This is a genomic window from Geobacillus sp., assembly GCF_017515625.1.
Lineage (GTDB): Bacteria > Bacillota > Bacilli > Bacillales > Anoxybacillaceae > Geobacillus > Geobacillus stearothermophilus.
The window spans coordinates 1-22,320 of the sequence record NZ_JAFWFM010000016.1 but is presented as its reverse complement, the minus strand read 5'-3'; the positions used below and the strand labels follow the sequence as shown (position 1 = coordinate 22,320).

Here is a 22,320-nt window from a genome sequence, read left to right as displayed (position 1 = left end):
GAGATGCTGTTGGATGCTGACATCAAGGCGCAACTAGCTCAGTATTTGCAATTGCTTGAAAATGATATTGTCTTGACGGTAAGCGCGGGAGACGACAACGTTTCCCGCGATATGCTTGCTTTAATCGATGAATTAACGGCGATGTCGCCGAAAATCAAAGTGGAAAAAGCGAAGCTGGAACGAACGCCAAGCTTCAGCGTCAACCGGGTCGGCGAAAACACCGGCATCACCTTCGCCGGCGTGCCGCTCGGCCATGAATTTACGTCCCTCGTTTTGGCGCTGCTTCAAGTGAGCGGGCGGCCGCCGAAAGTCAGCCAAGACGTCGTGGACCGCATTCAACAAATCAGAGGCAAACATCATTTTGAAACGTACGTCAGCCTGACCTGCCACAACTGCCCGGACGTCGTGCAAGCGCTCAACATTATGAGCGTGTTGAACCCAGATATTTCGCATACGATGATCGACGGGGCGGCGTTTAAAGAAGAAGCGGAGCAAAAAGGGATTATGGCCGTACCGACGGTGTTTTTAAACGGCAAACTGTTCGCGAGCGGCCGCATGTCGCTTGAAGATATCCTCGCCAAATTAGGGAGTGCTCCGGACGCTTCTTCCTTCGCCAACAAAGAGCCGTTTGATGTGCTGGTGATCGGCGGCGGCCCTGCAGGTGCGACAGCAGCCATTTACGCAGCGCGCAAAGGCATTCGCACTGGCATTGTCGCGGAGCGCTTCGGCGGACAAATTTTAGATACGCTCGGCATTGAAAACTTTATCAGCGTCAAATATACGGAAGGACCGAAGCTTGCGGCCAGCATTGAAGAACATGTAAAGCAATACAACGTCGACATCATGAGCTCGCAGCGGGCAAAACGGCTCGAGAAAAAAGACTTGATTGAAGTCGAGCTGGAAAACGGCGCTGTGTTGAAAAGCAAAACCGTTGTCATCGCAACGGGCGCCCGTTGGCGCAACCTTGGCGTGCCGGGCGAGGAAGAGTTCAAAAACAAAGGGGTCGCCTATTGCCCGCACTGCGACGGCCCGCTGTTCGAAGGGAAGCACGTGGCGGTCATCGGCGGCGGGAACTCTGGAGTCGAAGCGGCGATTGACCTCGCTGGCATCGCCAGCCATGTGACGCTGCTGGAGTTCGCCCCTGAACTCAAGGCGGATGCTGTGCTGCAAAACCGGTTGTACAGCCTGCCGAACGTAACGGTGATAAAAAACGCGCAAACGACGGAAATCACCGGCACGGACAAAGTCAACGGCTTGACGTACATTGACCGGGAAACAGGAGAAGAACATCATATCGAATTGCAAGGCGTGTTCGTGCAAATCGGCCTTGTTCCGAACACCGAATGGTTGGGAGAAACGGTGGAACGGAATCGCTTCGGTGAAATTATCGTCGATAAACGCGGCGCGACGAACATTGAAGGCGTCTTTGCCGCGGGCGACTGCACGGACAGCGCCTATAAGCAAATCATTATCTCGATGGGCTCGGGTGCAACCGCGGCGTTAAGCGCGTTTGATTACTTGATTCGCCATTAAAGAGAGCCGAAGGTGGACCGCCTCTTCGATCCCATGGAGGGGCGGTTCAATGAATCGGCTCTCTTTTTTTACAACAAGGAGAAAAATGCGATGAGACATCAAGGTTTTTCTCTTTGCGAACAACCATGGATCACAGCTGCTAGGACAACTTGACAAACGGGCGAGATTGTCCGTAATATAAAATTACATCTTTCTCATACGGAACAACCGATGATGGAGAAAAGTAGTTAAGGTCCACATGGCCAGAGAGGAAGCGCCCAAGGCTGCGAGCGCTTCTCCATGATGGCTTAACGAAAGACACTCCGTAGGTTTCCCTTTGAACGCGCTTTGCGCCAGTAAAGGGGAACGTGTGCCATGCGTTAATGGCGACAAGCGGAAGCCGGATCGGCTTCAATTAGGGTGGCACCGCGGGAATGACGCTCTCGTCCCTATGATCATGGGGACAAGGGCGTTTTATTTTGGGCAAAGGAGGATGAGCATGGCTTTTCAAATTCCAAGAGGGACACAAGATGTGCTGCCGGGTGACTCGGAAAAATGGCAATATGTCGAGCACATTGCCCGCAGCCTCTGCAGCCGGTATGGGTATCAGGAAATCCGGACGCCGATTTTTGAACATACGGAGCTTTTTTTGCGCGGCGTGGGGGATACAACGGACATTGTGCAAAAAGAAATGTACACGTTCGAAGACAAAGGGGGGCGCGCGCTGACGCTCCGCCCGGAAGGAACGGCGCCGGTTGTCAGAGCGTTTGTCGAGCATAAGCTGTACGGCAGTCCGAACCAGCCGCTGAAATTGTATTACAGCGGGCCGATGTTTCGCTACGAGCGTCCGGAAGCGGGACGGTTCCGCCAGTTCGTCCAGTTCGGCGTCGAGGCGCTCGGCAGCAGCGATCCGGCGATTGACGCCGAGGTGATGGCGCTAGCGATGCATATTTACGAAGCGCTTGGCTTAAAACGGATCCGGCTTGTCATGAACAGCTTGGGCGACCTTGACAGCCGCCGGGCGCACCGAGAGGCGCTTGTTCGCCATTTTTCAAACCGCATCCACGAGCTGTGCCCGGACTGCCAGACGAGGCTTCATACGAATCCGCTCCGCATTCTCGACTGCAAAAAAGACCGCGATCATGAGCTGATGGCGACGGCGCCGTCGATTTTAGACTATTTAAATGACGAATCGCGTGCCTATTTTGAGAAAGTGAAACAATACTTGACAGCGCTCGGCATCCCGTTTGTCATCGATGCGCGGCTCGTGCGCGGGCTTGACTATTACAACCACACGACGTTTGAAATTATGAGCGAAGCGGAAGGATTTGGCGCGGCGGCGACGCTGTGCGGCGGTGGGCGTTACAACGGGCTTGTCCAAGAAATCGGCGGTCCGGAGACGCCGGGCATCGGCTTTGCCTTGAGCATCGAGCGGCTGTTGGCCGCCCTTGACGCCGAAGGAGTGGAATTGCCGGTGGAGAGTGGGCTTGACTGCTATGTCGTCGCTGTCGGTGAGCGGGCGAAAGACGAGGCGGTCCGCCTCGTTTATGCATTGCGCCGCTCCGGATTGAGGGTCGATCAAGATTATTTGGGCCGAAAATTGAAGGCGCAGCTGAAGGCCGCCGACCGGCTTGGGGCATCGTTTGTCGCCATTATCGGCGATGAAGAACTCGAGAGACAGGAAGTGGCGGTAAAGCATATGGCGAGCGGCGAGCAAACGAATGTACCGCTCGGCGAGTTGGCGCACTTTTTGCATGAACGGATCGGGAAGGAGGAGTGAGCGAATGGAACGCACATATCATTGCGGAGAAGTGCCGGAAACGGCCGTCGGCGAGCGCGTCGTGCTCAAAGGCTGGGTGCAAAAGCGCCGCGACTTAGGCGGCCTCATTTTCATTGACTTGCGCGACCGAACGGGCATCGTCCAAGTTGTCGCCAGCCCCGATGTCTCGGCCGAGGCGCTGGCGGCAGCGGAACGCGTGCGGAGCGAATACGTTTTAAGCGTCGAAGGAACGGTCGTCGCCCGCGCGCCCGAGACGGTCAATCCGAACATCGTGACCGGCCGCATTGAAATTCAAGCGGAACGAATCGAGATCATCAACGAGGCAAAAACGCCGCCGTTTTCGATTTCCGATGACACGGATGCGGCGGAAGACGTGCGCTTAAAATATCGGTATTTGGATTTGCGCCGCCCAGTCATGTTTCAAACACTGGCGCTTCGCCACAAAATCACAAAGACGGTGCGCGACTTTTTGGATAGCGAACGCTTTTTGGAAATTGAAACGCCGATGTTGACGAAAAGCACGCCGGAAGGGGCGCGTGACTATTTGGTGCCAAGCCGCGTTCATCCGGGCGAATTTTACGCCTTGCCGCAGTCGCCGCAAATTTTTAAGCAGCTGCTCATGGTCGGCGGCGTGGAACGGTACTACCAAATCGCCCGTTGCTTCCGTGACGAGGATTTGCGCGCTGACCGCCAGCCGGAATTTACGCAAATCGACATCGAAATGTCGTTTATCGAACAAAAGGATATTATGGATTTAACCGAACGGATGATGGCTGCCGTCGTGAAAGCAGCAAAAGGGATCGACATCCCGCGCCCGTTTCCGCGCATCACGTATGACGAGGCGATGAGCCGCTACGGCTCGGACAAGCCGGATATACGCTTTGGTCTTGAGCTCGTCGACGTATCGGAAATCGTCCGTAATTCAGCATTTCAAGTGTTCGCCCGCACGGTCAAGGAAGGCGGGCAAGTAAAGGCGATCAACGCGAAAGGCGCAGCAAGCCGCTATTCGCGCAAAGACATCGACGCGTTAGGCGAATTTGCGGCCCGCTACGGGGCGAAAGGGCTCGCCTGGCTGAAAGCGGAAGGAGATGAGCTGAAAGGGCCGATCGCCAAGTTTTTCACCGATGAGGAACAGGCGGCGCTGCGTCGAGCGCTTGCTGTCGAAGACGGAGATTTGCTTTTGTTTGTCGCCGACGAAAAAGCGATCGTCGCAGCGGCGCTTGGGGCGCTCCGGCTGAAGCTTGGCAAAGAGCTCGGCTTGATCGACGAAGCGAAGCTCGCGTTTTTGTGGGTGACGGATTGGCCGCTTTTGGAGTATGACGAAGAAGAAGGGCGCTATTACGCCGCCCACCATCCGTTTACGATGCCGGTGCGCGACGACATTCCGCTGTTGGAGACAAACCCGGGCGCCGTTCGCGCACAGGCGTACGATTTAGTGTTAAACGGGTACGAGCTCGGCGGCGGTTCGCTCCGCATTTTCGAGCGCGACGTGCAAGAAAAAATGTTCCGCGCCTTAGGGTTCAGCGAAGAAGAAGCGCGCCGCCAATTCGGATTCTTGCTTGAGGCGTTTGAATACGGCACTCCGCCGCACGGCGGCATTGCGCTTGGCCTTGACCGGCTGGTGATGTTGCTCGCTGGGCGCACGAACTTGCGCGATACGATCGCCTTCCCGAAAACGGCGAGTGCGAGCTGCTTATTGACGGAAGCGCCGGGGCCGGTCAGCGACAAGCAGCTCGAGGAGCTGCATTTGGCCGTTGTGCTTCCTCGTGAGGAATAATGGCGCCGTTGGAAGGAGAAACATTGACGGCAGAGGTTCACAAACGCGAAAAAATATGATACAATCAAAGCAACACACCGTCCTAATGTGTTCGTCGAGTCACCCATCGTTTTGACCGAACAGTAGATGATCCGGGAGCCCGGGGTTTCCAAGCGGCGTGCACGCCCCTTCGTCACAGGGGAAGCGCAAACCTTGGAACAGGGCACCCACCTATGGGAGAGCGGGTTCAAAACGAAGGTATCGACGGCACGATTGGGACTGGCGACATTAAGGAATCAACAGCATTTCCCCTATGCGGATGGCCGCATAGGGGTTTTGTTTTGCCAGCAAAATGCCGTTGCCTCTTTTGCTGTCTTGATGGTAGGATAAAAAGCGGCATAAACATCAATTTTGAAGCAAACGGAGAGGAGAACGATGCTGCACCAATTTTCCCGCAATGAACTCGCGATTGGCCCTGAAGGGTTGGAACGCTTAAAAAACGCCACCGTCGCCGTCCTTGGCGTCGGCGGTGTCGGGTCGTTCGCCGTCGAGGCGCTCGCCCGCTCCGGCGTCGGCCGGTTGGTGCTTGTTGATCGCGATAACGTCGATATCACCAACATCAACCGGCAAATCCATGCGTTGCTCTCGACCATCGGGCGTCCGAAAGTGGAGCTCATGAAAGAGCGCATCGCCGACATCAACCCGGCGTGCGAGGTGATCGCTTTGCAAATGTTTTATACAGAAGAGACGTATGAGCAATTTTTCGCCTATGATCTGGATTTTGTCATCGATGCGTCCGACACGATTGTGTACAAAGTGCATTTGATGAAACAATGCCTCAAGCGCGGCATTCCGATCATTTCCAGCATGGGTGCGGCGAACAAAATGGATCCGACCCGCTTTCGTATTGTCGACATTTCAAAAACGCACACCGATCCGATTGCGAAAGTCATCCGCGCCAAGCTGCGCAAAGAAGGGATTCGCCGCGGCATTCCGGTCGTCTTTTCCGATGAGAAGCCGGTGAAAATCCGCGAAGACGTTCGCCAAGTCGTCGGCAACGATGCTTCGCCGATCCGCAAAGCGAAAATGCCGCCATCATCGAACGCGTTTGTTCCGTCGGTTGCCGGGCTTATTATGGCGTCTTACGTCATCAATGAATTGTTAAAAGACATCCCCATCGCCCGCGTCGGCGAATGAGGAAACGATGGGCAGACAAGGAGCGATGCATGATTGCCTCTTGTTTTGTTATGAATGGGCCATCGGTTCGACTTGTCCGCCCGTTTCGGAGAGAAGAAGCTGGGCGAGGGAAAAGCGGTCGCCTTCTTCGGAGGCAAGCTGACGGGCGCGGGCCATAATTTTGACGAGCGCCTCGTAATCTTCGTGCACCGTCGTCTGGCGCGCTTCCAAGCGTTCGGCCTTTTTGGCCAACTGTTCATTGCGAGCCTGCCACTCCGCCCGTTCCCGTTTCAGTCGCTCGTTTTCCCGGCGGGCGGCTTCCAGCTGCTCAACGTCGTTCCGCAGCCTTTGCAAAAAGGAAATGCACTCGTCAAGCGTCAACGGGGCAGCCGGGAGAAACGGGGACGATCCCTCGGCAAGTTTCGGATCGTCAGGGGCGCCGAACGATACGGCGGCCGCCTCCTTTTGCCATTTTTTCATCATTTCCAATGCCCGTTTCCGTTCTTTTCGCTGTTTTTTTGCCTGTTCAATGGCTTCAAGGTGTCGTTTCCGCACCTCGGCGTTCCAGCGGAACCCGCATGCCGCCGCTGTGCGGTGCAGTTGTCTCCCAACGACTTCAAAAGCGGCAAGTTGCGTTTTTCCTTCGCGTATATATTGCAGCACCGTTTCAGCCAACAGTACATCTTCTTCATGTGACCAAGCATCCTGTCTTGTTTTCATGTTGTCCACCCCATCAAATGGTAATGTTGATATGGTCATAGTTTTTCCGTTTGATTTCCACTTTAAACTTCGCCCTTTTCATTTTTTCCCATTTTCATGTATCATAGAAATAGTTTTGTATGACCGGTCAGTCCAAAACAATTAGAATTATTGGTCAAAATCGTAGGATGAGAGGTGGCATGATGACGTTTTTGACCAGGTTCAGTTTGAAAAATGCGGCAGCTGTGTTTGTATGTTCGTTTTTGCTCATGTTTCTAGGACTGGCTGGGGGCGGTGGCCGATGCGACCAAACCGGTCGATGTGGGGACGCTGAAACTCGGCGGCAAGGATGAGCAAGTCGAACTTTCGTATGATGAAACGTTGGGATCGATGAGTTGAAAGAGCTTCCGATCGTGACGAGAAACGGAGTGATTCCACTTTCAGCTGTCGCCGAAGTGAAAGAGGCGGACGTGTATACGTCCATTCAAAAGCTGGACGGAAAAGTGTTTGCCCGCGTATCCGCCCAGATTGTCGGCGACAACATTCAGAAAGTAACGAATGATATTTCGAAACATGTAAATGATTTGAAGATCCCATCCGATGTCACAAGAAGGAGTAAGGAAGGAGAAAACATTGGGACGGAAAGAGGACATCATTGAAACGGCGATGAAATTATTCGCCGAAAAAGGCTATCACGCTACCTCTATGCAGGAAATAGCCGAGCGGAGCGGAGTAGCCAAAGGTTCGATTTACAATTATTTCAAATCGAAGGAAGAGTTGGCTGTATCGATTTTCCGCTACCATTATGAAGTTTTGTTTCGCCAGCTTAAACAAATCGAGGCTGATCCCGCCTTAACCGCGCGCGAGCGGTTAAGGCGTCAGTTGACTGTACAAATCCAGCTGTTTGACGAACATAAAGAGCTGGCGCAAATGCAGTTGGGCGAACAAGCTGTGAAGGTGAGCCATGAGGTGCAGCATCTGGTGTTTCGCATCCGCGCCCATACGCTCCACTGGTATCGCCGGGCGATTGAAGACATATACGGCGAACAAGTGCGTCCAGTTTCGTTTGATTGCGCGACGATGCTCAACGGAATGCTGAAAGAATATCTGATTTACTTGGCGGTAGACCGAAAACCGCTGCTTCCTGAGAAGCTTGCCCCCTTCTTGCTCGATCGGCTTGATGCCATCGTTGCCAGCCTGCTTGACGGCAAGACGGGATTGCTCGATGAAACGGTGATGGCGGATTACATTGCTGCGGCGACCCAAGAGCGGAGTCAATGGAAAGAACGGGCCATCAGCTGTTTAGAGCGCATGGCGGCGCTGCGTCCGGTTGAAGACGATATTCTTCGCTCGCTGCGCTTATTGAAGGAAGAACTCGAGAAAGGGGAGACAGCTAGGCGGTTTATGGTGGAGGCGCTTCTGCTCTATTTGGCGAAATACTCGCTTCCGCTGTACAATGAGTTGAAGGAGGCCATTGAACGCTATTTTTATTAAAACCACCGATTTTCCCACGGGGAGACGCCCCATTCGCCGAAAATGAATAGGCGGCATCGGAGGATGTCTGTGAACATAGCGTCATCAATCTCAAGGAGGGGGTCGGCATGCCCAAAACGACGGAGCCGCTTGCTTGGCGGATGCGGCCGCGGACGATCGATGAGATCGTTGGGCAACAGCACATCATTGGCCCTAGTACGCCGCTTTATAAAATGGTCAAAAAAGGTCATGTTCCATCGCTTTTGCTTTACGGAGAGCCGGGGACAGGGAAGACGTCGCTCGCTTACGCCATTGCCCGCACCGCCAGGCGCGAATGGGTCGCTATCAATGCGACGGCCGCCGGCAAAAAGGAAATCGAAGAGGCAGTCGAAGCGGCGCGCTGGTCAGGGAACGTCGTGTTGTTTATCGACGAAATCCATCGGCTGAATAAAGCGCAGCAAGACGTTTTGTTGCCGCATCTCGAATCCGGGCTCGTGACCTTGATTGGCGCCACAACGGAAAACCCGTTTCACGAGGTCAATCCCGCCATTCGCAGCCGCTGCGGGCAAATCCAACAACTGAAACCGCTCAAGCCGGATGACCTCATGATCATTCTGAAGCGGGCGCTCGCTGATCCGGAACGAGGGGTCGGCGAGCCGCCGGTTGTCATTGACGAGTCGTTGTTATGGCGCATCGCCGAGGCAGCCGGTGGGGATGCGCGCGTCGCGCTTTCGCTTCTGGAGGCGGCGGTTGCGGCTGCCGATGAGCGCCACGGCCGCTTGTATATTGATGAGGATATCGTGGCTTCATGCACCGCAAACCGCGGTTTTACCCATGACAAATATGGCGATCATTATTATTCGTTGTTGTCCGCGTTTCAAAAAAGCGTGCGCGGCAGCGATGCCGATGCCGCGCTTCATTATTTGGCCCGTCTGCTTGAAGGCGGAGACTTGGCGTCCGTTTGCCGGAGATTGCTTGTGATGGCTTATGAGGACATCGGACTTGCCAATCCGATGATGGGAGTGAAAGTACAGGCAGCGGTCGAAGCGGCGGAACGCCTCGGACTGCCGGAAGCGCGCATTCCGCTCGCGGTTGTGACGATTGAACTCTGTTTAAGCCCGAAATCCAACAGTGCTTACAAGGCGCTGGACGCTGCCATTGCCGATGTCCGTTCCGGCAAGCTTGGCGATATTCCGGATCATTTAAAAGACGCTCATTACAAAGGGGCGGCTGCACTCGGGCGTGGACAAGGCTACTTGTATCCGCACGATTATCCGAACGGCTGGGTGGCGCAAGCGTATTTGCCCTCCGCTCTGGAAGGCGTCCGCTATTATGAACCGAAAGAGCATGGCGAGGAAAAACATTACGCCAAGGTGTACCGGCGGCTTGAGCAGTTGAAACAAGAGGTCAAGGTTCAGCCGTGAAGGGAAAGGGATTTTTATGATATAATAACATAGGCGTTTCATGCTCGCTTTGACCGAGCTGACCGGATGGAACGTGGCGTACATTCGCATCGGGATCGAAGCGTTCGTGCTGTTGGCCGGCTGGTTGCTCGGCGGCCCGGTGTCGTTTGGCACGTTCCTTTTTTGTGTGACGATCGGTTCGATGCCGGCTTGGTGCTGCCGTAATGCCAAAAGGTCGCAAGCCGCCTGCTTGGACCGGCCGCCGGCACTCGGCCGCAAGGGTTAAGCGGTTAGGAGGGATATGAATGAAGATTTCGACGAAAGGCCGATATGGCTTGACGATTATGATTGAATTGGCCACAAAATATGGCGATCGTCCGATCTCGCTTCGTTCGATCGCCAAGGCGAACAATTTATCTGAACATTATTTAGAGCAGCTCGTCACGCCGTTGCGCAACGCCGGGCTCGTCAAAAGCATTCGTGGAGCGTATGGCGGCTATGTGCTCGCTGAGCATCCGGCGAAAATCACCGCCGGCGACATTTTGCGCGTGTTGGAGGGGCCGCTGACCCCGGTCGAGGAGCTCGAGGAGGAAGAGCCGGCGAAGCGCGAGCTATGGATTCGCATCCGCGATGCGGTCGAGGAAGTGCTCGACAGCACAACGCTCGAAGATTTGGCGAAGTATAGCGACGGGGATGAAGGGGCATATATGTTTTATATTTAAGCAACAGAAAGGAAAGGAGAATGACCGTTGGAACGGATTTATTTGGACCATGCGGCAACTTCCCCTGTCCATCCAGACGTAGCTGCCGGTATGGTTCAGTGGATGACGGAACAGTTCGGCAACCCGTCAAGCATCCATCATTTTGGACGGCAGAGCCGCCGCGCGGTCGATGAAGCGAGGGCTGTTGTCGCCCGCTCGATTGGGGCGAAAGAGACGGAGATTGTGTTTACAAGCGGCGGCACGGAAGCGGATAACTTTGCGGTCATCGGAACGGCCATAGCGAACCGTGGCCGCGGCAATCATATCATTACAACCGCCATCGAGCATCATGCGGTGCTGCGCGCTTGTGAATATTTAGAGACGCAAGGGTTTAAGGTCACGTATTTGCCCGTTGACGAACAAGGGACCGTATCGGTCGAGGATGTCAAGGCCGCGCTGCGCGATGAGACCGTTTTGGTGTCGGTCATGTTTGCCAACAACGAAGTCGGCACGATCCAGCCGATTCGAGAAATCGGGGCGCTGCTTCGCGATCATCCGGCTTATTTCCATACGGACGCCGTCCAGGCGTACGGGCTTCTTCCGATCGATGTGAATGAATACGGGATCGATTTGCTGTCGATTTCTGCTCATAAAATCAACGGCCCGAAAGGAAGCGGAGCTTTGTATGTCCGGGAAACGGTCCGCATCACTCCGCTCTTTTTCGGCGGCGAACAGGAGCGGAAGCGGCGCGCCGGCACGGAAAACGTCCCCGGCATCATCGGCTTGGCGCAGGCGGCGGAAATCGCTGAGCGAACAAGGGAAGAGAAACGTCGGCAATATGCGGCGTGGCGCGAGGCGATGCTTGCGATTTTCCGCTCCTCAGGGATCGATTATGCGGTCAACGGCCGCCCGGATGGCCTGCCGCATATTTTGAATGTCGCCTTCCCGGGAACGAATGTCGAATCGCTGCTCGTGAACTTGGATTTAGCCGGCATTGCCGCCTCGAGCGGGTCAGCATGCACCGCCGGATCAATCGACCCGTCGCACGTGCTTGTCGCGATGTGCGGAAAAGAGTCGGAGCGCATCCGTTCGTCTGTGCGCTTCAGCTTCGGGCTCGGCAATACGATGGAACAAATTGAGCGGGCGGCCGAGGAAACAGTGAAGATCATAAAGCGGCTCACAAACCGCTAAAGGAGGATGTAAGGGATTTTGTCGAAAAATATTTTTTGGACACCCCTGAGGGGCCGAAAAGCCTTGATAAATCAACATTTCTAGAGGGAGGGAAACAGCATGAACAAAGCGCCGCACGAAACGCGCGTCGTCGTCGGCATGTCCGGCGGGGTCGACTCGTCGGTCGCTGCGCTGCTATTGAAAGAACAAGGATATGATGTGATCGGCATTTTTATGAAAAACTGGGATGACACCGATGAAAACGGCGTTTGCACGGCGACTGAGGACTACGAAGACGTCGTGCGCGTTTGCAATCAAATCGGCATCCCGTATTATGCGGTCAATTTTGAAAAACAGTATTGGGACAAAGTGTTTACGTACTTTTTGAATGAATACAAAGCCGGGCGCACGCCGAACCCGGACGTGATGTGCAATAAGGAAATTAAGTTCAAGGCGTTTTTAGAGCACGCCATGTCGATCGGCGCCGATTACATCGCAACTGGCCATTACGCCCGCGTCGAGTTTCGCGATGGCGAATATAAAATGCTGCGTGGAGCCGACCCGAACAAAGACCAAACGTACTTTTTAAACCAGCTCGGCCAAGCTCAGCTGTCGAAAGTGATGTTTCCGATCGGCCATTTGCAGAAAGCGGACGTGCGCCGGATCGCCAAAGAGGCTGGACTCGCCACCGCTGGAAAAAAAGACAGCACGGGCATTTGCTTTATCGGCGAACGCGATTTCAAAGAATTTTTGAGCCATTATTTGCCGGCTCAGCCGGGAGTGATGAAAACGCTCGATGGCGAAGTGAAAGGGCGGCATGACGGCGTCATGTATTACACGATCGGCCAGCGCCACGGCCTTGGCATCGGCGGCGGCGGCGAGCCGTGGTTTGTCGTCGGCAAGGATGTGCGCGAAAACGTGTTGTATGTTGCCCAAGGGTTTGAAAACGATTATTTGTACTCCACATCATTAAAAGCGATCGATGTCAACTGGGTGTCTGACCGCAAACCGGAAGCGCCGTTCCGCTGTACGGCGAAATTCCGCTATCGCCAGCCGGATGTCGGCGTCGAAGTTCGACCGCTTCCAGACGGCAAAGCCGAAGTCGTGTTCGATGAGCCGGCGCGGGCGGTGACGCCGGGGCAGGCGGTTGTGTTCTACAACGGCGAGGAGTGTCTTGGCGGCGGCATCATCGATGAAGTGTTCCGCAACGGCGAAAAGCTTTGGTATGTTGGTTGACGGATGTGCCGGTGCGCACGATCTTCAACCAGGCTATTAGGCTGGAGGCCATTGCTTGAAAATCACGTTGAATCAGGGAGGGGATGGGCGGTGGCCAATTTCAACGAACAAGGCTTGAGGTATATGCGCGAGGGGAAGTATGAGGAAGCCATCCGCTGTTTTTCCGCTGCGGTCGAACAGCATCCGGACGATCCAGCCGGGTACATTAACATTGGCACGGTTCTCGTTGCTGCCGGTGAAGAAGAGAAGGCGCTTGACTGTTTCCGGCAGGCGTTGAAAATTGACAAGAAGGCGGCGGCCGCGTATTACGGCATGGGTACAGTGCATTATAAGCGTGAGCAGTTCGCGAAAGCGAAAGATATGTTTGAGCGCGCGCTAGGGCTTGGTCTTGACGATGCCGATACGCATTTTATGCTCGGCATGTCCTTATGGCGGCTCGAGATGCCGCGGCTGGCGCTGCCGTATTTGCAGCGCGCGACTGATCTGAACGAGACGGATGCCGAAGCGCTGTTTCAGCTTGGCCTTTGCCTCGCCACACTCGATTACGTCGATGAGGCGAAGCGTTATTTCGAAAAAACGTTGGAACTCGATCCGCGCCACGCTGATGCGTACTACAATTTAGGCGTCATTTATGCGTACAAAGATGAGCTCGATGCCGCCCGCAATATGTTTGCCGCTGCCTTGGAAGCCAAGCCCGATCACGTGCTTGCCGGATACGGAAAGAAACTGATGGAAAAGCGGCTTGCGCCGTAAAAAGGCAGGGGGATGGCTGTTGCAAGAGCAACAAATCCTCGCCCTTGACGGACGCACGTTCATTAAAGGAGTGTGCTTGGCGGTCATTTTTCATAATGAGGAAACATTGTACACGGTCGTCCGCGTGCGCGTTGAGGAAACGAACGAAGCGCCCGTTGAGGAGGAAGTCGTCGTCACCGGCTATTTTCCGCGTTTAAACGAAGGGGACGTCTACATCTTTTACGGACAATTCCGCCAACATCCGCGTTTTGGCCGCCAATATGCGGCTAGTCAGTTCCGCAAACAGCTTCCGAACACGAAAGAAGGAGTCATTCATTATTTATCGAGCGGTTTGTTTAAAGGAATCGGCAAAAAAACGGCTGCGGCGATTGTCGAGACGCTCGGCGAAAACGCGATCGCCGCGATTTTGCGCGACCCCAGGGCGCTAGAGCGTGTGCCGAAGCTGACGAAAAAAAAGGCGAAGCAGCTGTACGATGCGCTTCGCGCCCACGAAGGGCTTGAGCAAACGATGATCGCCCTCGCCCAGCTCGGTTTTGGCCCGCAGCTGGCCATGAAAATTTACCAAGCGTATGGCGAAGAAGCGGTTGACATCATCCACGAGAACCCGTACCAGCTCGTTGAGGATATCGAAGGGATCGGCTTTGGCCGCGCTGATGAAATCGGGCGCCAGCTCGGCATTTCCGGTAGCCATCCGGCCCGGCTGCGCGCCGCCTCGTTGTTTGTTCTTGAACAGGCGTGCTTGCAGGAAGGGCACGTTTATTTGCGCGAAAAAGAGCTGATGGAGCGCATCGGGGAGCTGCTTGACGGAAGGCAAAGCGGTGCGGTGGATGGACGAGCGATCAGCCAAACGCTTCTGATGTTAAGCGAAGAAGGGAAGCTGATCGCCGAGCAAGGGCGTTATTATCTCCCTTCCCTTTACTTCGCCGAGAAAGGGATCGTCTCCAACATTAAGCGGCTGCTCGGGCAGACGCCGCCGTCGGCGTTTGCCGAGTCGGAGTTTTTGCTGGCGCTTGGGGCGCTTGAGGAACAGCTTGGCATGCAATATGCCCCCCAGCAAAGGGAAGCGATCCAACAAGCGCTTTCTTCGCCGCTGTTTATTTTGACCGGCGGTCCGGGAACGGGGAAAACGACGGTCATCAAAGGCATCGTCGAGCTGTTTGCCGCCCTAAACGGCCTGTCTCTTGACCCGGCTGACTACAAACAAGGCGAGCCGTTTCCGGTGCTGCTGGCCGCACCGACCGGCCGAGCGGCGAAGCGGATGAGCGAGGCGACCGGGCTGCCGGCGGCGACGATCCACCGCTTGCTTGGCTGGAATGGGGCGGAAGGGTTCAGCCGCGACGAGAACGAACCGATTTCCGGCAAGCTGCTTGTCATCGATGAGATGTCGATGGTCGACACGTGGCTCGCCAACCAGCTGTTAAAAGCCGTGCCAAACGGCATGCAAGTCATTTTTGTCGGCGATGAGGATCAATTGCCATCCGTCGGGCCAGGGCAAGTGCTGAAAGACTTGCTCTCTTCAGGCGTCATTCCGTTCGCTCGGTTGACCGAGGTGTATCGCCAGGCGGAAGGATCATCGATCATCGAGCTCGCTCATGAGATGAAGCGCGGCGTCGTGCCGGACGATTTGACCGCTCCGAAGGCAGACCGTTCATTCATCCGCTGCCGTGCGGGCCAGGTCGTCGATGTCGTGCGGCAAATCGCGGACAACGCGCGCAAAAAAGGGTTTTCCGTCAAAGATATTCAAGTGCTCGCCCCGATGTACCGTGGTCCAGCGGGCATTGACCAATTGAACAAAGCGCTTCAAGAGCTGTTCAACCCGCCGGCTGAGGGGAAGCGGGAGCTGTCGGTCGGTGAGATCGTCTACCGCGTCGGCGATAAGGTGCTGCAGCTCGTCAATCAACCGGAAGACAATGTGTTTAACGGCGACATCGGCGAAATCGTTGCCATTTTTTACGCCAAAGAAAATATCGAAAAGCAAGACTTGCTCGTCGTCTCGTTTGATGGCATTGAAGTGACGTACACACGGCAAGATTTAGGACAAATCACCCATGCGTACTGCTGTTCGGTTCATAAGGCGCAAGGAAGCGAGTTTCCAATCGTCATTTTGCCCGTCGTCAAAAGCTATTACCGGATGTTGAAACGGAATTTGTTGTATACTGCGGTGACAAGAAGCAAGCAGTTTCTCGTTTTATGCGGGGAAGAGGAAGCGTTTCGATTCGGCGTCGCAAAACAAAGCGACGGAGCGCGCCAGACGGCGCTCGCTGAGAAGCTGGCGGGGGCGGCGGCGCCGTTTGTCGAGGTCGAACTGCCGTTTGAAGAGGCGAACATGGGGATGGAAAACGTTACGCCGTATGACTTTATGGGCGATGAGCCAAGCTAAAGGTGGCTGGAAAGGTGGGAGAACGATGCGGACGTTTTCCGACGTCAAAGGGCTTCCCATTTATGAGCAAACGACAGGGAAAGCGGTCGGGACGATCGCGGACATTTGGTTTACCAGCCACGGCACGGTCAAAGGGTTGGTAGCGGAACGGGACGGTTTGTTTGGCCGCCGCCGCTACTTGCCGCTTTCCGCCGTGCAGTCGTTCGAAAACGACCGAGTCATCATCTGTGATGCCGATAGCTTCCAGTTGTTTCCTTCTTCTGACAGCGGCCACTCTCTTTACGGCGAACGCGGCCTCGCCGGCAGCATGGTTGTCGCCGCGGACGGAACAACGATCGGACTGTTGGATGACGTATATTTTGACGGGCAATTGGGCAAAATTGACGGATACGAGATCAGCGAGGGATTTTTTTCCGATTTGACCGAAGGAAAGAAACGGATGAAGGCAGTTCCGTTCACCGCCAGGGAAGGCGTGATCACCGTGGAAACTATGATGTAAGGAGAGTGGCTGTCGATGCTCATTTGCCCCAATTGCAAGCGAAAAAATCTGGGGAAAATTGGTGTCAACCAGTATTATTGCTGGGATTGCTTCATTGAGCTGTCCGTCTCGAAAGGGATGATCCACGCCCATCAAGTGGAAGAAGACGGAACGTTGAGTTCTCTTGACGACTTGTTTGACGACCACGAACGCACGATCCAATTTTAGGGGGGACACGCATGAACCGGATGATGACGTCGCTGTTAGCAGTCGGATTAGGCGTCGCCGCTTATCAGCTCGCCCAACGAAACGATTGGATGAACGGTCGCACGATGCGGAGGATGCGCCGCCGCTTGATGCAAGCGATCCGCTGACGGCGCTCGCCCTCGCCTTTGCGCGGGGGCGTCGCCTTGTGGCTGTCAAATAGTGCTAAAAGCGGTGAAGGCATATTTCCCGCCGCATCTCCTACACTAAACGGTAGGAGGTGTGGCGATGGGCGAGCAACAATGGCTGTCGTTCTTTCGCATCGGAAAATGGCTGCTCATGACGGCAATCATCTATTTGATCGTTCGGATGAAAGACGTTTGGCGGCCGGTCATTGATTTTATCGCAACGGTGTTGACGCCGTTTTTGCTGGCGTCGTTTATTACGTATTTGCTCTACCCGCTTGTGGAATCCATCCATCGCAAGGGAATGCCGCGCGCCCTTGCCATTTTGTTGATTTATTTGTTGTTTTTCGGTTTGGTCGGTTACGGCTTGTACCGCGGCGTGCCGCTATTCATCGCCCAGTTGCGTGAACTGGATGAACAGCTGCCGTCTTTGATGAATACATACCGCCAATGGGTGCGCCACATCCACGACGAGACGTCGAATTGGCCGCTTGAGGTGCACACACGCATCGAGGCGATGTTTGGCGAGATCGAGCAGGCAGCGGCGGCCGCCGTCGCGATGGCGATCAACGCCGCCAAATCGTTCATCGGTTCGGCGGCGACGCTGTTGATCATTCCGTTTATCGTCTTCTATATGTTAAAAGACATCGATGTGTTGAAAAAAGCGATTTGGTACATGACACCGAAGCGGTGGCGTGGGCCGGGGATGACGTTTTTGAAGGATGTCGATGAATCGCTTGGCGGCTACATTCGCGGCCAGCTGTTCGTCTGTGCAGCGATCGGTCTTGCGGCGTCGCTCGGCCTTTGGCTCGCCGGCATGGACTATCCGCTTTTGCTTGGATTTATCATCGGGCTGACGAACATCATTCCGTACTTCGGCCCGTTGCTCGGCGCGATTCCGGCTGTGATTTTGGCGGCGACCATCTCGCTCAAAATGGTGATCATCGTGCTGATCATCATTTTTGCCTTGCAGTTTCTTGAAGGGAACGTTTTATCACCGTTCATTGTCGGCAAAAGCGTGCATATGCATCCGCTTGTCATTATGTTCGCGCTGTTTGCCGGCGGCGAGCTGGCCGGCGTGCTCGGCCTCATCCTCGCCGTCCCGACTGCAGCAGTGCTGAAAGTGGCTGTATCGCACTGGAAAGAACATTACGCCCCGCATTGACAAACGCTTGCTGCTTGTCTATAATCTTTCAATGAACAAAGCGAATACATAACGCGATGATGGATCGAGTATGTTGCAGTCCATCTTAACGCGCAACCGGCGCACAGAGAGGAATTTCCGCGGCTGAAAGAAATTCCAGATGAAGGGCAACAGAAGGCTAATCCGGAGCGCAGGCAAAACCTGACGCAAGGCTGCGTTACGGCCGAAGAGGTGATGGGCATTTTCTGCCCATAAACAGGGTGGTACCGCGAGCGCAACTCTCGTCCCTGCCAAGGGATGGGAGTTTTTTTATAGAAAAAACAAAGGAGAGGATCATCATGAAGAAACTGACATCTGCCGAAGTGCGGCGCATGTTTTTAGAGTTTTTCCAGGAAAAAGGCCATATGGTGGAGCCGAGCGCATCGCTCATTCCGGTTGACGACCCGTCGCTGCTGTGGATCAACAGCGGCGTCGCGACGTTGAAAAAGTATTTTGACGGCCGCATCATTCCCGAAAATCCGCGCATTTGCAATGCGCAAAAATCGATTCGCACGAACGATATCGAAAATGTCGGGAAAACGGCGCGCCACCATACGTTTTTTGAAATGCTCGGCAACTTTTCGATCGGCGATTATTTCAAGCGTGAAGCGATCCATTGGGCATGGGAGTTTTTAACGAGCGACAAATGGCTCGGTTTTGATCCGGAACGGTTGTCCGTCACGATCCATCCGGAAGACGAGGAAGCGTACAACATTTGGCGCAACGAAATCGGCTTGCCAAAAGAGCGGATCATTCGCCTTGAAGGCAACTTCTGGGACATCGGCGAAGGCCCGAGCGGCCCGAATACGGAAATTTTTTATGACCGCGGTGAAGCGTTCGGCAACGACCCGAACGACCCGGAGCTGTACCCAGGCGGGGAAAACGAGCGCTACTTGGAAGTATGGAACCTTGTCTTTTCGCAGTTCAACCATAACCCGGACGGCACGTACACGCCGCTGCCGAAGAAAAACATCGACACCGGCATGGGCTTGGAGCGGATGTGCTCGATTTTGCAAGATGTGCCGACAAACTTTGAAACCGACTTGTTTATGCCGATCATCCGCGCCACCGAGCAAATTTCCGGCGAACGGTATGGCGAAGATCCGGAGAAAGACGTCGCGTTTAAAGTGATCGCCGACCATATTCGCGCGGTGACGTTTGCGATCGGCGATGGGGCGCTGCCGTCCAACGAGGGCCGCGGTTATGTGCTGCGCCGCCTGCTCCGCCGCGCCGTGCGCTACGCGAAACACATCGGCATTGAGCGTCCGTTTATGTACGAGCTCGTCCCGGTTGTCGGCGAAATTATGCATGACTATTATCCGGAAGTGAAAGAAAAAGCCGATTTTATCGCCCGCGTCATCCGCAGTGAGGAGGAGCGGTTCCATGAGACGCTTCACGAAGGGCTCGCCATTTTAAGCAACGTGATCGAGAAGGCCAAATCCGAAGGAAGCGACGTCATCCCCGGCGAGGACGTGTTCCGTCTGTACGATACGTACGGCTTCCCGATCGAGCTGACGGAGGAATACGCGGCAGAAGCGGGAATGAAAGTCGACCATGACGGGTTTGAACGAGAAATGGAATGGCAGCGCGAACGGGCACGCGCCGCCCGCCAAGACGTGGATTCGATGCAGGTGCAAGGCGGCGTCCTTGGCGACATTAAAGACGAAAGCCGCTTCGTCGGTTACGATGAGCTCGTCGCTTCTTCCACCGTTCTCGCCATCGTCAAAGACGGACAGCTTGTCGAGGAAGTCCGCGCCGGTGAAGAGGCGCAAATCATCGTCGATGTGACGCCATTTTACGCCGAAAGCGGCGGACAAATCGCTGACCAAGGCGTGTTTGAAAGCGAAACAGGAACAGCGGTCGTCAAAGATGTGCAAAAAGCGCCGAACGGCCAACATCTTCATGCGATCATCGTCGAGAGTGGTACGGTGAAAAAAGGTGCGGTGTATACGGCGCGCGTTGATGAAGCGAAACGGGCCCGCATTATCAAAAACCATACGGCAACCCATTTGCTCCATCAAGCGCTAAAAGACGTGCTCGGCCGCCATGTCAACCAAGCGGGGTCGCTTGTCACCCCGGACCGGCTTCGTTTTGACTTCACCCATTTTGGGCAAGTGAAGCCAGAGGAGCTCGAGCGCATCGAAGCCATCGTCAACGAACAAATTTGGAAAAGCCTCCCGGTTGACATTTTTTATAAACCGCTCGAGGAAGCGAAAGCGATGGGCGCGATGGCGCTGTTTGGCGAAAAATACGGCGACATCGTCCGCGTCGTCAAAGTCGGCGACTACAGCCTCGAGCTGTGCGGAGGCTGCCATGTGCCCAACACATCAGCCATCGGGTTGTTTAAAATCGTCTCCGAGTCCGGCATCGGCGCCGGCACGCGTCGGATTGAAGCGGTGACCGGAGAAGCGGCATACCGCTTTATGAGTGAACAGCTGGCTATTTTGCAAGAGGCGGCGCAAAAACTGAAAACAAGCCCGAAAGAATTGAATGCGCGTCTTGACGGACTGTTTGCCGAGCTGAAAGAGCTCGAACGCGAAAATGAATCGCTTGCTGCCCGCCTCGCCCATATGGAAGCTGAGCACCTCACCCGTCAAGTGAAAGATGTAAACGGCGTGCCGGTGTTGGCGGCAAAAGTGCAGGCCAATGACATGAATCAACTGCGGGCCATGGCTGATGATTTGAAACAAAAGCTCGGCACGGCGGTCATCGTGTTGGCGTCCGCCCAGGGCGGAAAAGTGCAACTGATTGCCGCAGTAACGGACGATTTGGTGAAAAAAGGATTCCATGCCGGCAAGCTGGTGAAAGAAGTAGCGTCGCGTTGCGGTGGGGGCGGCGGCGGGCGCCCGGATTTGGCGCAAGCTGGCGGCAAGGACCCAAGCAAGGTCGGCGAAGCGCTCGGTTAAGTCGAAACATGGGTGAAATCCGTTTCCTAATTGGCGCGGATCGTGTACAATGGATGTAAAAGGACGGGGTGCCTGAATAAGGAGCGAGGTGGAAACGGTGAGCTCGTTTGACCAAACGATGCAGTTTCATTTTTCCGAAGAGCCGGCGGAAACGAATGTCCGCGAAGTGTTGTTGACGGTGTATGACGCCTTGCAAGAAAAAGGCTACAACCCGATCAACCAAATTGTCGGCTACCTGCTGTCCGGCGACCCGGCTTACATCCCGCGCCATAAAGATGCGCGCGCGCTCATCCGCAAAATTGAACGCGACGAATTAATCGAGGAATTGGTGAAATTCTATTTACAGGGGCAACGAAAGGATTGACCGATGCGGATATTGGGGCTTGATCTCGGAACGAAAACGCTCGGCGTCGCGGTGAGCGATGAGCTTGGCTGGACGGCGCAAGGACTCGAGACGATCGCCATTGATACGGAGCGCGGCGATTATGGTTTAGAGCGGCTGCGCGCCCTTATCGATGAGTACGGCGTCGATGCGATCGTCGTCGGATGGCCGAAAAACATGAACGGCACGCTCGGACCGCGCGCTGAGGCAAGTGAGCGGTTCGCCGCCAAACTGCGCGAGGAGTTTTCTTTGCCCGTTGTGCTTTGGGATGAACGGCTGTCGACGATGGCCGCCGAACGGATGTTGATCGCTGCCGACGTCAGCCGGAAAAAGCGGCGGAAAGTGATCGACAAAATGGCGGCGGCCGTCATTTTGCAGTCATATTTGGACAGTAAACGATAAATTGGAGGAGAAAACATGGAACACGGAGACCGTCATATTACCGTTGTCGACGAACAAGGCAACGAGCAGCTGTGCGAAATTTTGTTTACGTTTGAATCGGACGATTTTGGCAAATCGTACGTGTTTTACTATCCGGTCGGCGCCGAAGCCGAAGATGAGGACGGCGAGACAGAGGTGCACGTCTCAGCCTTTGTCCCAGGCAATGAAAACGAAGAGGGCGAGCTGCTCCCGATCGAAACGGAAGAAGAATGGGATATGATTGAAGAAGTGTGGAATACGTTTTGCGCCGAGCAAGAAGGAGAAGACGAGGCGTAACGGACAAAACGGCTGCCTGCGGGCGGCCGTTTTTTAGCGTCCAAAGGCGAAAAATGCCGAAAGTTGTAGTATAATATGGCCGATGAAAGGAGCATTCCCGTTAGGAGCTTTTCCGGGGACTTGATCAAAAAAAGCCCTCTTGGTATGATGCAGGGGTGTCAACCACATCACTCACCATACCAAGGAGGACTTCAGATGAATTGTACACAAAACTATAAAATTGATC

Annotated in this window: 21 protein-coding genes, 1 other RNA gene, 1 pseudogene and 2 other annotated features; of the genes and pseudogenes, 22 read left to right on the top strand and 1 reads right to left on the bottom strand. The window is 54.8% G+C overall.

Going from position 1 to position 22,320, the window contains the following annotated elements; all coding sequences use genetic code 11:
* Positions 1-3: 3 nt before the first annotated feature.
* From ahpF to IKE44_RS01120, 5 genes are all read left to right on the top strand, one after another.
* Positions 4-1,533, top strand: a complete 1,530-nt coding sequence (ahpF, locus tag IKE44_RS01140) for an alkyl hydroperoxide reductase subunit F (protein ID WP_232854504.1) — start codon at positions 4-6, stop codon at positions 1,531-1,533.
* A 201-nt stretch (positions 1,534-1,734) separates the two neighbouring features.
* Positions 1,735-1,966, top strand: a binding site (T-box leader).
* 45 nt (positions 1,967-2,011) lie between these two features.
* Entirely contained in the window at positions 2,012-3,292 is a 1,281-nt protein-coding gene (gene hisS / locus IKE44_RS01135) for a histidine--tRNA ligase (protein ID WP_033014784.1), read from the top strand.
* A 4-nt stretch (positions 3,293-3,296) separates the two neighbouring features.
* Complete coding sequence (gene aspS / locus IKE44_RS01130) at positions 3,297-5,069, top strand: aspartate--tRNA ligase (RefSeq protein WP_287464763.1); 1,773 nt, start codon at positions 3,297-3,299, stop codon at positions 5,067-5,069.
* Between the two features lie 76 nt (positions 5,070-5,145).
* Positions 5,146-5,332: non-coding RNA, 6S RNA (gene ssrS, locus IKE44_RS01125), on the top strand.
* 151 nt (positions 5,333-5,483) lie between these two features.
* Positions 5,484-6,245, top strand: a complete 762-nt coding sequence (locus IKE44_RS01120) for a tRNA threonylcarbamoyladenosine dehydratase (RefSeq protein ID WP_049625201.1) — start codon at positions 5,484-5,486, stop codon at positions 6,243-6,245.
* A gap of 48 nt (positions 6,246-6,293) precedes the next feature.
* Here the strand turns inward: IKE44_RS01120 and IKE44_RS01115 are convergent, their stop codons facing one another.
* Positions 6,294-6,944: an RsfA family transcriptional regulator gene (locus tag IKE44_RS01115; protein ID WP_049625200.1), complete on the bottom strand. Its 651-nt coding sequence runs from the start codon at positions 6,942-6,944 to the stop codon at positions 6,294-6,296.
* A 264-nt stretch (positions 6,945-7,208) separates the two neighbouring features.
* On the opposite strand from IKE44_RS01115, the pseudogene IKE44_RS13705 reads away from it, so the two are divergent.
* The 17 genes and pseudogenes from IKE44_RS13705 to IKE44_RS01030 all read left to right on the top strand — a co-directional run.
* Positions 7,209-7,555: pseudogene (locus IKE44_RS13705) on the top strand (efflux RND transporter permease subunit); the annotation flags it as partial.
* Between the two features lies 1 nt (position 7,556).
* Positions 7,557-8,417, top strand: coding sequence for a TetR/AcrR family transcriptional regulator (locus tag IKE44_RS01105; RefSeq protein WP_049625199.1), 861 nt, complete (start codon positions 7,557-7,559; stop codon positions 8,415-8,417).
* Between the two features lie 107 nt (positions 8,418-8,524).
* On the top strand, positions 8,525-9,820 hold the full coding sequence (locus tag IKE44_RS01100; protein WP_033014774.1) for a replication-associated recombination protein A: 1,296 nt from the start codon (positions 8,525-8,527) through the stop codon (positions 9,818-9,820).
* Positions 9,821-9,860: 40 nt separating this feature from the next.
* Positions 9,861-10,085, top strand: a complete 225-nt coding sequence (locus tag IKE44_RS01095; protein WP_055357953.1) for a hypothetical protein — start codon at positions 9,861-9,863, stop codon at positions 10,083-10,085.
* A 19-nt stretch (positions 10,086-10,104) separates the two neighbouring features.
* Positions 10,105-10,521 carry a cysteine metabolism transcriptional regulator CymR gene (gene cymR / locus IKE44_RS01090; protein WP_287464761.1) on the top strand — a complete coding sequence of 139 codons (417 nt, stop codon included), beginning with the start codon at positions 10,105-10,107 and terminating at the stop codon, positions 10,519-10,521.
* Between the two features lie 27 nt (positions 10,522-10,548).
* Positions 10,549-11,691 carry a cysteine desulfurase family protein gene (locus IKE44_RS01085; protein ID WP_049626599.1) on the top strand — a complete coding sequence of 381 codons (1,143 nt, stop codon included), beginning with the start codon at positions 10,549-10,551 and terminating at the stop codon, positions 11,689-11,691.
* Positions 11,692-11,790: 99 nt separating this feature from the next.
* Complete coding sequence (mnmA, locus tag IKE44_RS01080; RefSeq protein WP_033014767.1) at positions 11,791-12,906, top strand: tRNA 2-thiouridine(34) synthase MnmA; 1,116 nt, start codon at positions 11,791-11,793, stop codon at positions 12,904-12,906.
* Positions 12,907-12,996: 90 nt separating this feature from the next.
* A complete protein-coding gene (locus tag IKE44_RS01075; RefSeq protein WP_080986193.1) occupies positions 12,997-13,659 on the top strand; it encodes a tetratricopeptide repeat protein in 663 nt (220 codons plus the stop codon).
* 19 nt (positions 13,660-13,678) lie between these two features.
* On the top strand, positions 13,679-16,039 hold the full coding sequence (gene recD2, locus IKE44_RS01070; RefSeq protein WP_287464759.1) for an SF1B family DNA helicase RecD2: 2,361 nt from the start codon (positions 13,679-13,681) through the stop codon (positions 16,037-16,039).
* 25 nt (positions 16,040-16,064) lie between these two features.
* Positions 16,065-16,538, top strand: a complete 474-nt coding sequence (locus tag IKE44_RS01065) for a PRC-barrel domain-containing protein (RefSeq protein WP_049625196.1) — start codon at positions 16,065-16,067, stop codon at positions 16,536-16,538.
* A gap of 15 nt (positions 16,539-16,553) precedes the next feature.
* Positions 16,554-16,745, top strand: a complete 192-nt coding sequence (locus IKE44_RS01060; RefSeq protein ID WP_008881018.1) for a hypothetical protein — start codon at positions 16,554-16,556, stop codon at positions 16,743-16,745.
* 11 nt (positions 16,746-16,756) lie between these two features.
* A complete protein-coding gene (locus IKE44_RS01055) occupies positions 16,757-16,891 on the top strand; it encodes a YrzQ family protein (protein WP_013144658.1) in 135 nt (44 codons plus the stop codon).
* Positions 16,892-17,009: 118 nt separating this feature from the next.
* The gene (locus IKE44_RS01050) at positions 17,010-18,071 is read left to right on the top strand and encodes an AI-2E family transporter (RefSeq protein ID WP_033014760.1); all 1,062 of its coding nucleotides are present in this window, start codon (positions 17,010-17,012) and stop codon (positions 18,069-18,071) included.
* Between the two features lie 47 nt (positions 18,072-18,118).
* Positions 18,119-18,342, top strand: a binding site (T-box leader).
* Between the two features lie 46 nt (positions 18,343-18,388).
* Positions 18,389-20,995 carry an alanine--tRNA ligase gene (gene alaS / locus IKE44_RS01045; RefSeq protein WP_287464756.1) on the top strand — a complete coding sequence of 869 codons (2,607 nt, stop codon included), beginning with the start codon at positions 18,389-18,391 and terminating at the stop codon, positions 20,993-20,995.
* Positions 20,996-21,092: 97 nt separating this feature from the next.
* Positions 21,093-21,359 (top strand): IreB family regulatory phosphoprotein, encoded by a 267-nt coding sequence (locus tag IKE44_RS01040; protein ID WP_015375467.1) that lies wholly within the window; start codon positions 21,093-21,095, stop codon positions 21,357-21,359.
* Positions 21,360-21,362: 3 nt separating this feature from the next.
* Positions 21,363-21,779 (top strand): Holliday junction resolvase RuvX, encoded by a 417-nt coding sequence (gene ruvX / locus IKE44_RS01035; RefSeq protein WP_033014757.1) that lies wholly within the window; start codon positions 21,363-21,365, stop codon positions 21,777-21,779.
* A gap of 15 nt (positions 21,780-21,794) precedes the next feature.
* Positions 21,795-22,094 (top strand): DUF1292 domain-containing protein, encoded by a 300-nt coding sequence (locus tag IKE44_RS01030; RefSeq protein ID WP_033014756.1) that lies wholly within the window; start codon positions 21,795-21,797, stop codon positions 22,092-22,094.
* Positions 22,095-22,320: the final 226 nt, after the last annotated feature.